This is a genomic window from Cryobacterium tagatosivorans (assembly GCF_004402215.1).
Lineage (GTDB): Bacteria > Actinomycetota > Actinomycetes > Actinomycetales > Microbacteriaceae > Cryobacterium > Cryobacterium tagatosivorans.
Genome location: NZ_SOEZ01000075.1, coordinates 80,409 through 92,759, shown reverse-complemented (window position 1 = coordinate 92,759; position 12,351 = coordinate 80,409). Strand labels below are relative to the sequence as shown.

Here is a 12,351-nt window from a genome sequence, read left to right as displayed (position 1 = left end):
AACATGACTGGGAAGACGATTGTTGGCTGGGACGACTCGGCTCCGGCGCGGGCGGCCGTGGAGTGGGCGGCGGCGTGGACGTCGGGCGGTGAGCTCACGCTCGCGCGCGTGCTGGAAGACTCGATCGGGATCACGGACTACATCGTCGACGACTCCATGGTCGACGCCGCGCGGGCCGCCCTCGAGGACGCCGCTGCCCAGCTGCGCGTGGCGCATCCGGACGTTCACGTGGAGACGGAATTCGTGCGGGGCGATCCGATCGGTGAACTCCGCCGCCGCTCCGGGCCGGACCGGCTCGTCGTCGTGGGGACGCATCGGCGGGAGGGCTCCCGGCTCCGGTTCGAGTGGTCGGTGGGGGCGCGACTGGCCGCCAGCGCGCGCGGTCCGGTCGCGATTGTGCCGGAGGACGACGGCACGGCCCGGTCAGGGGTGGTCGTCGGGATCGACGGTTCCGCCGCCTCGGACGTCGCCGTTGCCTTCGCTGCCGAGCACGCGCACCGGACCCGGCAGCCGCTGCGGGTCATCCACGCGTGGCAGGAGCCCCCGGTCTGGCAGGGCCCGGATGCCCTGCCCGGCCTCCCGAGCCAGGAGTTCCTCGGCGATCTTGAGGAAACGCACCGGCAGATCCTGGAGGATTCCGTGACGAAGGCAGCAGATGCCTGGCCCGGGCTCCAGGTGCGGGGCACGCTGGTGCACGGCGCGCCCCAGCCTGCGCTGCTGGAAGCCTCCCGACCGGCGGCGCTGCTGGTCGTGGGCAACCACGGCCTGCGCGGGGTCGAGCGCCTCCTCCTGGGCTCGGTGAGCCACACGATGGTGCTGAACATCGTGTCGCCGACGGTCGTCGTCGGCGCGGCCGCCGAAAGCTGAGCGAAGGTCCCCTTCGGTCCGTCTCCGGACCGCCGTAGGGCAGCGCGCCCGCAAAGCAAAATCGAGGTCCGAAATCTGCGCTCGCCGGCGAGGAAACGGCTCGGGGGCGACTCGGCATCCCCTGACCAGAGGCGGTTTTTTCCGGCCGACGCGGCAACACGCCCGGCTTGCGGCCGGAGCCCGATCCTCGCGGCTCCCAGCCTCCACGGAGGCTCGGCATCCGGCGCGTCCCTAAACTCGCCCGGTGACCACGTGCGGCCTGCTTCGGCTCATCGCCGGACCGGCCGCAGGCAATCGAAAGGATCCACAATGAACAAGAACACGATCTTCACCGGCACCTCCGCAACCCGCACGAAGCGCATGGCCATTGGCGCCGCATCCGTCCTGACGGCGGGCGCCCTCCTGGGCGTGGGAGCACAGGGCGCGACTGCCGCGCCGCTCCACGCGTCATCCGACACCGAGTCGAGCAGCAGCTCTTCGGTGCACGCCTCGACCAAGGGCGCCGTCCTGGCCGCGCTGAAGCAGGAACTGCGCGCCGACCTGTCCGAGGGCACGGACATCGGGGACAAGGCGCAGAACGTCGCCGAAACCCTGTCCGCCCACGCCGCGCTCTTCGAGCGCCTCCCCGAGAACCTGCAGACCGACCTGACCTCGCTGACGGATGCGTCGGAGGCCGACCGCACCACGCTCGCCACGACGATCACCGCCACGGCACTGGCCGGCGGCTACGGCGACCAGGTGAAGGAGTTCGCCCAGGAGATCCAGGCCGACCCCACCCACCCGCTGGACGGGCTGCGAACCGTCCTCCAGGGCGACCAGTCGGAGGACGGCGCGAAGGGCCAGTCCGTGGAGAAGATCGCCCAGAAGCTCCTCGACAACCCGGTGCTGTTCGAGAAGCTCCCGGAGTCGCTGCAGACGGACCTGACGACGGTCAAGGATGCGTCCGACGCCGACCGCCCGGCCGCCCTCCAGAACGTCGAGACGTCGGCGCTGGCCGGCGACTACGGCAAGGTCGTCCAGACGATCGCCGAGCGGATCCTCTCCGACACGCACGCCAAGGGCGGCGCACACGCCGAGGTCGAGACCGGGAACTAGCCCCCGCGGCGCACTATCTGCGCAGGCCACAGGCCGGGAGCCCCACGGGGTTCCCGGCCTGCGGCCTATCCGCCGCCGTTTCAGCGCGGCGGCGAGCGTGAGCGGCACCAGGGCCAGCGGGCTCCATCCTCGCCGGCCGCCGGCGGGTCGACGATCCCCAGCCGTGGGGGCATCCGTCGCCCACCCGGGCCCGCGGCACTCCAGGGCTGGGGATCGTTGCCCGCCGGCGCCGGCCGAGGTCCGGCCGTTGGACCGTTCAACAATGTGACGAGACCCCGAATAGAATGGCGTCCATGGCGTCCATGCAGGGTCTGACGAAGATGTCCTTTCAGCGCGTCAGCACGGCGGAGCAGGTGCGCGACCACATCACCACCCTGATCCTGGACGGCAGCCTGAAACCCGGCACTCCGCTGCGGGAAAACACGATTGCCACGACCCTCGGCGTCTCCCGTAACACCGTCCGCGAGGCCGTGCTGTTGCTCGGCCAGAGCCGGCTGATCCGCCACGAAATGCACCGCGGGGCCATCGTCGCGGAGCCGACCAAGGACGCGCTGATCAACCTCTACGACGCCCGCCGCGGACTCGAGGTGGGCGCGGTCTCCCTCCCCGCCGGCGCCGAGGTCATCGCCGGGATCAAGTCGGCCCTGGACGACCTGGAACGGGCCGCCGACGACGGGGATGACCGCGACATCGTCGCGAAGGACCTCGCCTTCCACGCCGCCACCGTGCGCAATTTCGGCAGCGAGCGCATCGATGCCTTCTACGCCCAGCTCGCGGTGGAGCTCTCCTTCTACCTCAACGCCCTCGCCGCTTCCCGGCTGGACTACGCGGCGGATGCGTCCTTCCTCGAGGAGCACCGCCGGATCTACGCCGCGATCGCCGCCCAGGACCACGCCACCGCCGCACGCTGCGTGGAGGACCACATCGACGAAACGATCCGCCGGCTGCACGCCCGGCTCGACGCCGCCGAGGCCTGACGCGCCCCACTGCTCCGACCTGGGCGCTCCTGGGACGTGTCTCCGAATTCGGTGGTGCGGGCGGGATGCGCCGGTTGTACGCCGCTACGCGGGCAATGCGCCACCCGCGCAGCGGCGTATCCCACGCGTAGCTCAGAATCACCGGGGCGTTGGCCTCGGGGAGACCCCCCTAGGGGAAGTCGAGACTGATCACGGTCGGGCCCCGGCGGCCGAGGGCCGCCCGGGCACGAGCCGCGGCATCCTGGGCATTCTCGGCCCGCTCGCCGGTCGCGCCGATCGCGTTCGCCAGGGCCACCAGGTCGGGAACGTGCAGGTCGACCCCGACCGGAGCCATCCCGCGTGCCGCCTGCTGGTCGCGGATCTCGCGGTAGCCGCCGTTGTTTGCCACGACGACGACGATCGGGAGCTGCTGCTCGACCGCGGTGACCAGCTCCTGGATCGAGAACATGAGCGCGCCGTCCCCGAGGAGTGCGATCACCGGCGCCCCGGGCCGGGCGACCTGCGCGCCGATCGCGGCGGGCAGGGCGTAGCCGAGCGTTGCCACCCGGGGCATGTAGAGGAACGAGTTCTTGTTCGGCACCGGGAAAAAATGCACCGTTCCGAAGTAGGTCACCTGCGAGGAGTCGCCGGTGATGATCGTGTCGGCGGGCAGCGCCCGGCGGAGCTCGGCGTTCAGTTCGTACCAGGTCTCGCCATCGGCCCGCGCTTCGGCGTCGAGGGCGGCCTTGAGCTTGGCCAGGTCGCCGTCCGGGTCGCCGTCCGGGAAGCCGGGTTCCGGGGGCTCGGCGAGCGCACCGTGCCGCGCCAGGACCGCGTCAATGGCGGCGAGGGCTTCGGCGGCATCCGCGTGGATGGCGATCCGCGCCGGGGCATTGAGGGCCAGCTGGCTGTCCGCGATGTCGATGCGGATGACGCCCGGCGAGGTGATCTTCCCCTCCCACAGGTCCGAGTCGCCCAGCTCGCTCCCGACGACCAGCAGCGCGTCGCTGGCATTGAGCCAGACCTGGGCGGACCTCAGGCGGATGCCCGCCCCCAGGGAGAGCGGGTGATCCTCGGGCAGCACTCCCTTGCCGTTGCAGGTTGAGATCACGGGGACCGAGAGCCGCTCGGCCAGCCGGCGCAGCTCTGCGTCGGCCCCGCGGGATCCGCCGCCGGCGATGATCGCCGGCCGAGTGGCGCCGAGGAGGAGCAGGGCGGCCTGCCGCACCAGGGCTTCGTCGAGTGTCGGGGTCAGGATGCCACCGGCTCGGGCGACCTCGCCGCCCCACTCCTGCGCGAGGACGTCGCTCGGGATCTCGACGTAGACCGGGCGCGGGCGCCCCGTGCGCATGACCTCGAAGGCATGCGCGATCGCTTCGGTTGCCTCCTGGGGCGTGCTCGCCCTCGTGCTCCACTCGGTCATGCTCGCCATGGCGGCGAGGGTGTCCTTCGTGTCGTGCAGTTCGCCGCCGTCGAGGTGCTCGGTGCCGGAGGGGAGCCCGGAGGAGATGATGAGGACCGGCCGGGATTCCGCATACGACGTGCCGGCGGCCACCATCGCGTTCAGGGTGCCCGGTCCGCTGGTCGTGATGACGACCCCGGGTTTGCCCGCGACCTGGCTGTAGCCATCCGCTGCGTAGCCGGCCCCCTGCTCGTGTCGATGCGTGACGGGCCGGATGCCCAAGCGCACGAGGTGCCGGTAGATCTCTAGGTTATGCGTGCCCGGAATGCCGAAAATCGTGTCGACGCCGTGCTCCCGGAGGGTCTCGGCGACCGCCGCTCCGCCGTTGCGATGCAGGGAGGTCGGGCTCTCGTCGGTCTCAGTTATCGTCATGATTGCTCCATCGTAGGACAATTCTGCGAATTGCCGTCATAATGTAGAACAACCATGCAATATCGTTTGATCATCACATGAAGTGGTGACTGACATCACTGCTCAAGGAGGAGCCATGCGGTCTATGAATAAGCGCAACAAGGCAGTCGTTCTCGGTGTCACCTTCGCGGTCGCCGCGACGATGCTGGCCGGGTGTTCCGCGGGAGGCGCGGCCCCGTCGGCAGACAAGGCCCCCTCCAAGGACGCTGACAGCGCCCTGCGCGACATGCTCCCCGCGGACATCAAGGAGGCCGGGGTGCTGAAGATCGGCACCGAGGCGTTCTACCCGCCCTTCGAGTACCTCGACGCCGACAACACCACTGTGGTCGGCCTCGACATGGCCCTGTTCCAGGCCATCGGCGACGAACTCGGCCTCACGGTCGATGTCACGAACATGGCCTTCGACGGCCTCCTCCCGGCCCTTGACGCCAAGCGCATCGACGTCGTCGTCGCCGCCATGACCGATACGAAGGCGCGTCAGGCCAAGTACGACTTCGTCGATTACTTCCTGACCGGACAGGGCATCGTCGTCCCGGCCGGCAACCCCAAGAGCATCAAGGGCGTCGAGGACCTCTGCGGCCTCAAGGTCGCCGCCCTGGAAGCCTCAACCCAGGTCAGCCTGCTCGAGAAGTTCAACACCGAGGAGTGCGCCGGCGACCCGATCGTGGTGACCGCCCTCGCCACCGACGCCGACGCCATGCTGCAGGTGCGCAGTGGACGCGCCGACGCCTCCTTCTCCCAGGATGCCGTGGCGCGCTTCAACGCCGAGGCGGAAGGCGGCAGCGGCAAATTCGAGATCGGCAACGACCAGCCGCTCCTGCCCGTCGTGATGGGCCCGATGTTCAGCAAGGAAGACTCCGACCTGCGCGACGCAGTCAAGGCAACGATCGAGAAGCTCATCTCCGACGGCACCTACCAGACCATCCTCGACGAGCACGACCTGGGCTCCGGCGCGGTCACCGAGGTCACCGTCAACGGCGGCACCCTGTAATGACCGGCCAGCCGGCTTCCAGCGGTGCGAAGACACCGATCCGCGCCATCCCGGTACGACACTGGGGACAGCAGATCTCGGGCGTCATCGTGGTCGCCGTGCTGGCCGCATTCCTCTACGCCGTCGCAACGAATGACAACCTCGACTGGTCCGTCGTCGGGGACAACCTGTTCGGCCCGACCATCCTGAGCGGACTCTGGGTGACCATCTCCCTGACCGTTCTCTCGATGATCATCGGGGTCGTCCTCGGCGTCGCCGTGGCAGTCATGCGCCTGTCACCGAACCGGGTCCTGAACTCGGTGGCCGCGGGATACATCTGGGCGTTCCGCGGCACACCGGTGCTCGTTCAGCTGCTGCTCTGGTTCAACCTGGCCCTCTTCTTCCCGCGGCTCGGGATGGGCGAGTTCAGTCTCGACACGAACACGGTGATCACCGCCTTCGTGGCGGCGCTGCTGGGGCTCGGCCTCAACGAGGGCGCCTACATGGCGGAGATCGTTCGCGGCGGAATCCTCTCGGTCGACCACGGCCAGAGCGAGGCCGCCATGGCGCTCGGGATGCGCCGCCGGTCGACCATGTTCAAGATCGTTCTGCCCCAGGCCATGCGGGTCATCATCCCGCCGATGGGCAACGAGCTCATCACCATGCTGAAGATGACGTCGCTGGTCACTGTGATCGCGGCGCCGGACCTGCTGAACCGGGCCCAGACGATTTCGTCGCGCAACTTCTACATCTTCGAGCTGCTCATCGTCGCCAGCATCTGGTACCTCGTCCTGACGACGATCTCGACGCTGATCCAGATGCAGTTGGAGAAACGGTTCGCCCGGGGGGTCGCCGGGCCGGCGCCGCGCCGCCGGCGCGTCCTGCGGAACCTCACGCCCGGACGGGTCACCTCGCCGGTGGCCGCCCCGGGCGCCCGGCCCGTCGTCGGTACGAAAGGTGGAGTGACCTCATGACGACTCCCATGGTCAAGGCCGAAAACGTCCACAAGTCCTTCGGCCACGTCGAGGTGCTCAAGGGAATCGACCTCGAGGTGCGCCCCGGCCAGGTCTTCTGCCTCCTCGGGCCCTCCGGCTCGGGGAAGTCCACCTTCCTGCGCTGCATCAACCACCTGGAACGCATCGACGCGGGCCGGCTGTCCGTCGACGGCCAGCTCGTCGGCTACCGGGAGGGGGCCGGCAAGCTGTATGAGCTGAACGAGAACGAGGTCGCGGACCAGCGCCGCGACATCGGCATGGTGTTCCAGCGCTTCAATCTCTTCGCCCACATGACCGCGCTGCAGAACGTGATGCTGGCTCCGGTCGACGTGCGGCGTGAGCAGAAGAAGGATGCCCGGGGGCGCGCCCTGCAACTGCTGGAGCGCGTCGGTCTCGCCGACCAGGCACACAAGTTCCCGTCGCAGCTCTCCGGCGGTCAGCAGCAGCGCGTCGCGATCGCCCGGGCCCTGGCGATGAAGCCCAAGCTCATGTTGTTCGACGAGCCGACCAGCGCCCTCGACCCGGAACTGGTCGGCGAGGTGCTCGATGTCATGCGCGACCTGGCCGACAGCGGGATGACCATGATCGTCGTCACCCACGAGGTCGGCTTCGCGCGCGAGGTCGGCGACCACCTCGTCTTCATGGATGCCGGCGTCGTCGTCGAGCAGGGCGCCCCGAGGGACGTGCTCGGCAACCCGCAGCACCGCCGCACGCAGGCGTTCCTCTCGAAGGTCCTGTGACCGCCGTGCCGGGTTCCAGTCCCCTCGCGATCTACACCGACAACGAGGACATAGACCCGACCCCGGGCATCCGTTTGCTCGAGCAGCACGGATTCGAGGTTCGCTTCCTCGAGACCCTCGACCCGGATCGCATCCTCGCCGAGGCGCGGGGCGCCCAGGCCCTGCTCGTCGGGTACGCGCCGATTCCGGAACGCGTGATCGCCGGCCTGCCGGACCTGCGCATCATCTCGCTCGTCTCGATGGGCTTCGACCACATCGACCTCGACGCGGCGCGCGCGGCCGGCGTCTGGGTGACCAACCTGCCCGGTGTCGCCACAGAGGAGGTCGCGACGCACGCGCTCGGGCTCATCCTGGCGACAACACGGGACCTGCCGTTCTTCGAGCGCGTCATCGGCGTCGACTGGAACGCGCGCCCCGCCGTTTCGCCTCCCCGCCTCAGCCGGAAGACCCTCGGGCTGATCGGGCTGGGCCGGATCGGCGCGAAGCTGGCCGAGTTCGCGTCTCCCCTGTTCGGCGAGATCGTCGGCTACGACCCGCACCTCGCGCGGAACCCGGAGGCCGCGGCGCGCCTGGCGTCGCTGGGCGTGCGGTTGGCGAGTTTCGACGAGGTGCTTGCCTCCGCCGACGTGCTCTCCCTGCACCTGCCGTTGACGCCGGAAACGAACCGGATCATCAATGCCGACTCGATCTCGAAGATGAAGCGCGGCAGCTACCTGGTCAACGTGAGCCGCGGGCAACTGATCGACACGCCCGCCCTGCTCGAGGCGCTCGACAGCGGCCGGATCACTGCCGCCGGCCTGGACGTGCTGGACGTCGAGCCGGCGCCGGCCGATCACCCGCTCGTCACCCACGAGCGCACGATCGTCACGCCGCACGTCGGGTTCCTCTCCGACCACACGCTGGCGGAGTACATCCGCATCCAGGCGCAGAATGTGATTTCCCTGTTCGAGACGGGCGAGCCGGAGACGGCGCCGGTGGTGGACCCGCGCTGACGCGTGCCTTGACGGCTGGCCCTGCGGGTGCACCGCGCCGACCTTGTCAGTTCCGGTCGACTTTGCCCGGCACACCGGTCAAACTCGACCGGAAGTGTCAATCCCGGCGAAGAACTCGTCGGCGCTGGTGAGAGCGGCCGGCGGGATCGCTCTTCCGGTTTGGGGTGCCCGCGCGATAATGAGGCCATGGCCGAAATCAAGACGCAGCCGACGGATGCCTCCGTCGAAGACTTCCTCGACGCGGCGACCCCCGCCCGCCGCCGCGACGACGGCAAGGCCCTCGACGCGATCTTCCGCGAGGTGACCGGCGCCGACCCTGTCCTGTGGGGTCCGTCGATTGTGGGCTACGGGAGCTATCGCTACGTGTCGCCCGCGAACCCCCGCACGCGCGGCGACTGGCCGAAGGCCGGATTCTCGCCGCGCAAGGCGCAACTGTCCACCTACGGGCTCAAAGACCTCCCCGAGGGCGCCGCGCTCCTCCCGCAGCTCGGCGCGTACACGGAGGGCGCCGGGTGCGTCTACGTGAAGAAGCTCGACGACATCGACCTCGACGTGCTGCGGCGCCTGGTCGCGATCGCCTGGTTCCGGGGCGACGACCCCGCGCCGCCGGCGGCAAATAGGTAGGCCGCAGACGCCTCCCGTGGCCCTTCGAAGGCCCCAACCAGATGGGTGGGGCCGTCAAGAAAACGGCATCATGCTCCATCTTTTTCGTCGGCTTCCGTTTCCGTTACGGGACGGCTGCCCGCCAGATGCTGGACTGTCTGGTCGATTCCGATCGCTTCGCTTTCAACATCCTCCATGTACAGTGTTCCGGCCACGATCAGGTTCTCCTGAACCTGGAACAGCGCCACACCGTGAACCTCGAAAGGCTGTTTGTCGGTGCGCATGCCGAACCAGGCCCACTCGCACCAGGTGGTGTCGCCGTCCTGCGTCGACCGCCCAAGCTCCGCACGGAAGTCGGCGATCCCGGCGAACATCGCCGCCCAGTTGGCGTGGACCTGGGAGCGTCCCACGAACGCGCGCGCCGGATGGGCCGGCTGCGAACTGCGGTAATCCGGGTGGAAGAGCGCCACCATTCGATTGAGGTCGTGGTCGTTCACGGCAGCCAGCAACTGGTCAATGATGATTCTCATGTCTCCTCCTCGGCCGACGCCATCCGCAGTCCGCCCGTGAGGCCGGTGCGTGTGAGATCCCTGACGAGTTGACACAATTCCACTAACTTGACCCCAGTATTTCCAGGGTTGTCCCCAATGCCGCAAGTCCCGACCGTTTCATCCGACTTGGCATTTTGTTTTGCGTCCGCACGTATCGAGCGCCTTGACGTCGCTCCTTTGGGCGGTCAGGCGACGTCGGATGGCAGCGCCATGGCCGCGCGCATCTTCTCAACAAACTCGTGGCGATAGTTTCCTGACGGGAATGGCAACGCCGTTTCGTGCAGCAGGGGTAAACCAGCGTCTCGAAGTGGTCCGGCAAGAAGGCGGTAGCTCGGCGCGTGACAAACAACGATGCCCGCAGGGCTGAGCGCTTTGGCACGCTCGACGCAGTCACGGACGTGTTCACGACGGGCGAGCGAGCGCGACGATTTGAAGCCATCAGCGTTCACCGGGAAGGGAACGAGGTCGATTAGGAAGACTCCGTCACGCCTGGGGCGCCAAGTCACGGCTGGCGGAGCACGAGAATGCACAACCCGCGATCGCGACACCGGCCGTCGTGCGTCGTCGCCAAGCGCCACCGGCGAATGCGAAGGCAGCGCGGAACCGTGCGGGCTAGTTAGCGATCCTCGAAAGTACCGAGTGCCCATGTGTGGAGAGATTGCAGCCACCGACGGCGGGCGAGGTTGAGTTTGATCTTTCGTCTACCCGATTCGTGATTGCCCAAGATCTGCTCCGCAACCGACACCGGACCAGGCATTGTTAGCCCCTCGTGGATTGCCCAGCTTGACGCCAAACTCTTAAGCGTCGCGCCAACGCCCACCGTGACAAATCGATCACGGTCGACTCGGAAGAAGTCGTTGAGCGTGTCAAAATAGAACTCGCGATCGAGGAAATCCTCCAAGGCGACGTCAGCGGGCATCTCCTTCATCCGTTCTTTGGGCATCCCCGAGTCAACTAATTGCGTTCGCCATTCTCGCCCTGATTCGTCGCCGTCAACGAGGAACGCGACACGACTTGCGGTGGTATCGAGCCTCGACATGTCGTGCTTGCTGGCTACTGCGATGCCCGGAGCTACTTGATAGGAAAGCTCGCTTTGACTTGTCGCGACTTTGATGAGAGTCGGGAGAAGAAGCATGTCTGATGCGCCCTCCACGATCAGAGCGTTCCGCAGACCTGAGAATGCTGCCGCTCCGGCCCCCATCACCATTAGTAGCGGATTGAAGCCAACGTGACCGCCGTCTTGCATCGACCAGAAGTCATGTCGAATCCTTGAAGTTCCGCCCTTCAGAGGCTCAACGAAACGGACACCATTGCCAAGGTCGGCCGGCAAGCAGCCTGGGGAGTGAGTGGTGTAAATGACCTGCTGGATCTGGTCGAGGTCTTGAAGCATTCGCACCAAGTCAGCCTGCGCGTTCAAGTGCAGATGTTCTTCGGCTTCGTCGATCAAGAGAATCGGCGGCTGGTTGAACTCTTGCCGAGACAGGAACGTGGCGAGGGCGACAAACATGCGAAGACCATCGCTGCGATCGGTGATATTGAGCCACCCCACTGATCCTTCACGCTTGTCCTTGACGAACACGCGGAGGACCTCGCCATCGACGTCAAGACCGACAGTCACGCGCTCCTGACTCCATCTCGATGAAAAGTAGGCGTCGAGGCGGCCGTTTGCTTCGTCCGTCAAGTGCGAGATGTAGGGCGCATCGCCACGGTGCTCGCGAATAGTCTGAAGGCTTACGCCAGCCACCTCGAGAAGATTTGCGAGTGCTACTGACTCCTCAGTCGTCGAGGCATCGATGTTGTATTCGGAGGCAATCGCCCTCTCCAGCTCTCCAAACATTGCGAACGTTGGACTAGAAATATCGAGTCGATCGCCCAGCAGGTCGGAGAGGTTTGTTTCCGGCCTCGCGTAGCTGAAAAAGTCGCGGAATGCGGCAATCGATTTCTCGAGTTTCTTACCTGAGCTGATGCTCTCCAATTCGTCTACCCTGAGCGCGAGACGAACCCACACCTCGTCCGCCGGGGCGTCACCTTTCGAAAAGAAGAGTGCGGCCATGTCGAGATCCTGCGCCAAGACGAGATCCAGGGCCGGCTCGGTCTCTGCCGCACCGAGCAGTTTCTTGCGCAGGGCGATTGCGAGTTGATCCCAGCTCTCCGCGGCCTCCTCGTGAACGCTCGGAGCGATGACCGGTCGCGGCGACAAGGAATAGGGGCGGTCCCCGTTGACCTGCTTGTGTCGGCGGTAGTGCGTCGGAGCGACGATAAGGGGTATGCCCTTTATGATTTGCTCGTGGTGGCTGGTCAACGCAAAGGTGAGAACGACGACATCCTCGTCGCCTTTCCTGAGGCGCCCGCGGTCGGAGCGACTGAACGACAGGGATGAGACCGGGGAATCATCATCGAAGAGCCTTAGCGCTGCAAGTACGGAACTTTTCCCGGCCTCGTTCGGCCCCACCAGGGCGACCGTCTTTCGGCCGACATAAGCAGACGCGTCGAGCAATCGTTTGAAGCCGAAAATCTGGATTCGATCCAAGAGCAATTGCTCGTCCCCTCGCTGTCGCCGAATAGCCGACGCCGTATCCCCCGAGCATATGGACTTGGTGGCGAATTAGGCTTGTCCTGCATCGCCATTGAGAAACTTTCCCGCCAAAATTCGTCACGTCCGAACGGTCCCAGATAACTCAAGGACGAGGCGGGTGAGAGTCCCCGACC

12 protein-coding genes are annotated in these 12,351 nt (G+C 66.8%); 8 read left to right on the top strand and 4 right to left on the bottom strand.

Translation table 11 applies throughout. From position 1 onward, the window contains the following. Positions 1–3: 3 nt before the first annotated feature. From E3O23_RS15625 to E3O23_RS15615, 3 genes are all read left to right on the top strand, one after another. Complete coding sequence (locus E3O23_RS15625) at positions 4–867, top strand: universal stress protein (RefSeq protein WP_134492593.1); 864 nt, start codon at positions 4–6, stop codon at positions 865–867. Between the two features lie 309 nt (positions 868–1,176). Then, a complete protein-coding gene (locus tag E3O23_RS15620; RefSeq protein WP_134492591.1) occupies positions 1,177–1,962 on the top strand; it encodes a hypothetical protein in 786 nt (261 codons plus the stop codon). A 293-nt stretch (positions 1,963–2,255) separates the two neighbouring features. After that, complete coding sequence (locus E3O23_RS15615) at positions 2,256–2,939, top strand: GntR family transcriptional regulator (RefSeq protein ID WP_166790544.1); 684 nt, start codon at positions 2,256–2,258, stop codon at positions 2,937–2,939. A gap of 169 nt (positions 2,940–3,108) precedes the next feature. On the opposite strand, the gene E3O23_RS15610 is transcribed toward E3O23_RS15615, so the two are convergent. Then, complete coding sequence (locus E3O23_RS15610) at positions 3,109–4,752, bottom strand: thiamine pyrophosphate-binding protein (RefSeq protein WP_134492588.1); 1,644 nt, start codon at positions 4,750–4,752, stop codon at positions 3,109–3,111. Positions 4,753–4,876: 124 nt separating this feature from the next. Here E3O23_RS15610 and E3O23_RS15605 point away from each other — a divergent pair, with 124 nt between their 5' ends. The 5 genes from E3O23_RS15605 to E3O23_RS15585 all read left to right on the top strand — a co-directional run bounded on the left by E3O23_RS15605 (position 4,877) and on the right by E3O23_RS15585 (position 9,112). Then, positions 4,877–5,782 carry an ABC transporter substrate-binding protein gene (locus E3O23_RS15605; RefSeq protein WP_166790543.1) on the top strand — a complete coding sequence of 302 codons (906 nt, stop codon included), beginning with the start codon at positions 4,877–4,879 and terminating at the stop codon, positions 5,780–5,782. Continuing rightward, positions 5,782–6,735, top strand: a complete 954-nt coding sequence (locus E3O23_RS15600; RefSeq protein ID WP_134492584.1) for an amino acid ABC transporter permease — start codon at positions 5,782–5,784, stop codon at positions 6,733–6,735. The genes E3O23_RS15605 and E3O23_RS15600 overlap by 1 nt, the downstream gene beginning before the upstream one ends. Further along, entirely contained in the window at positions 6,732–7,496 is a 765-nt protein-coding gene (locus tag E3O23_RS15595) for an amino acid ABC transporter ATP-binding protein (RefSeq protein ID WP_277613950.1), read from the top strand. Before E3O23_RS15600 ends, E3O23_RS15595 begins: the two co-directional genes overlap by 4 nt. Beyond that, entirely contained in the window at positions 7,493–8,488 is a 996-nt protein-coding gene (locus E3O23_RS15590; protein ID WP_241983504.1) for a C-terminal binding protein, read from the top strand. The genes E3O23_RS15595 and E3O23_RS15590 overlap by 4 nt, the downstream gene beginning before the upstream one ends. 186 nt (positions 8,489–8,674) lie before the next feature. After that, a complete protein-coding gene (locus E3O23_RS15585) occupies positions 8,675–9,112 on the top strand; it encodes a DUF1801 domain-containing protein (protein WP_134492582.1) in 438 nt (145 codons plus the stop codon). A 68-nt stretch (positions 9,113–9,180) separates the two neighbouring features. On the opposite strand, the gene E3O23_RS15580 is transcribed toward E3O23_RS15585, so the two are convergent. The 3 genes from E3O23_RS15580 to E3O23_RS15570 all read right to left on the bottom strand — a co-directional run bounded on the left by E3O23_RS15580 (position 9,181) and on the right by E3O23_RS15570 (position 12,172). Further along, positions 9,181–9,621, bottom strand: coding sequence for a nuclear transport factor 2 family protein (locus tag E3O23_RS15580; RefSeq protein WP_134492580.1), 441 nt, complete (start codon positions 9,619–9,621; stop codon positions 9,181–9,183). 206 nt (positions 9,622–9,827) lie between these two features. Then, entirely contained in the window at positions 9,828–10,091 is a 264-nt protein-coding gene (locus E3O23_RS15575) for a hypothetical protein (RefSeq protein WP_134492578.1), read from the bottom strand. A 167-nt stretch (positions 10,092–10,258) separates the two neighbouring features. Continuing rightward, positions 10,259–12,172 carry an AAA family ATPase gene (locus E3O23_RS15570; RefSeq protein ID WP_166790542.1) on the bottom strand — a complete coding sequence of 638 codons (1,914 nt, stop codon included), beginning with the start codon at positions 12,170–12,172 and terminating at the stop codon, positions 10,259–10,261. Positions 12,173–12,351 lie beyond the last annotated feature (179 nt).

Coding starts and splice junctions, on each gene's coding strand:
- E3O23_RS15625 (WP_134492593.1), top strand. CDS start 4: ATGACTGGGAAGACGATTGTTGGCTGGGACGACTCGGCTCCGGCGCGG.
- E3O23_RS15620 (WP_134492591.1), top strand. CDS start 1,177: ATGAACAAGAACACGATCTTCACCGGCACCTCCGCAACCCGCACGAAG.
- E3O23_RS15615 (WP_166790544.1), top strand. CDS start 2,256: ATGGCGTCCATGCAGGGTCTGACGAAGATGTCCTTTCAGCGCGTCAGC.
- E3O23_RS15610 (WP_134492588.1), bottom strand. CDS start 4,752: ATGACGATAACTGAGACCGACGAGAGCCCGACCTCCCTGCATCGCAAC.
- E3O23_RS15605 (WP_166790543.1), top strand. CDS start 4,877: ATGAATAAGCGCAACAAGGCAGTCGTTCTCGGTGTCACCTTCGCGGTC.
- E3O23_RS15600 (WP_134492584.1), top strand. CDS start 5,782: ATGACCGGCCAGCCGGCTTCCAGCGGTGCGAAGACACCGATCCGCGCC.
- E3O23_RS15595 (WP_277613950.1), top strand. CDS start 6,732: ATGACGACTCCCATGGTCAAGGCCGAAAACGTCCACAAGTCCTTCGGC.
- E3O23_RS15585 (WP_134492582.1), top strand. CDS start 8,675: ATGGCCGAAATCAAGACGCAGCCGACGGATGCCTCCGTCGAAGACTTC.
- E3O23_RS15580 (WP_134492580.1), bottom strand. CDS start 9,621: ATGAGAATCATCATTGACCAGTTGCTGGCTGCCGTGAACGACCACGAC.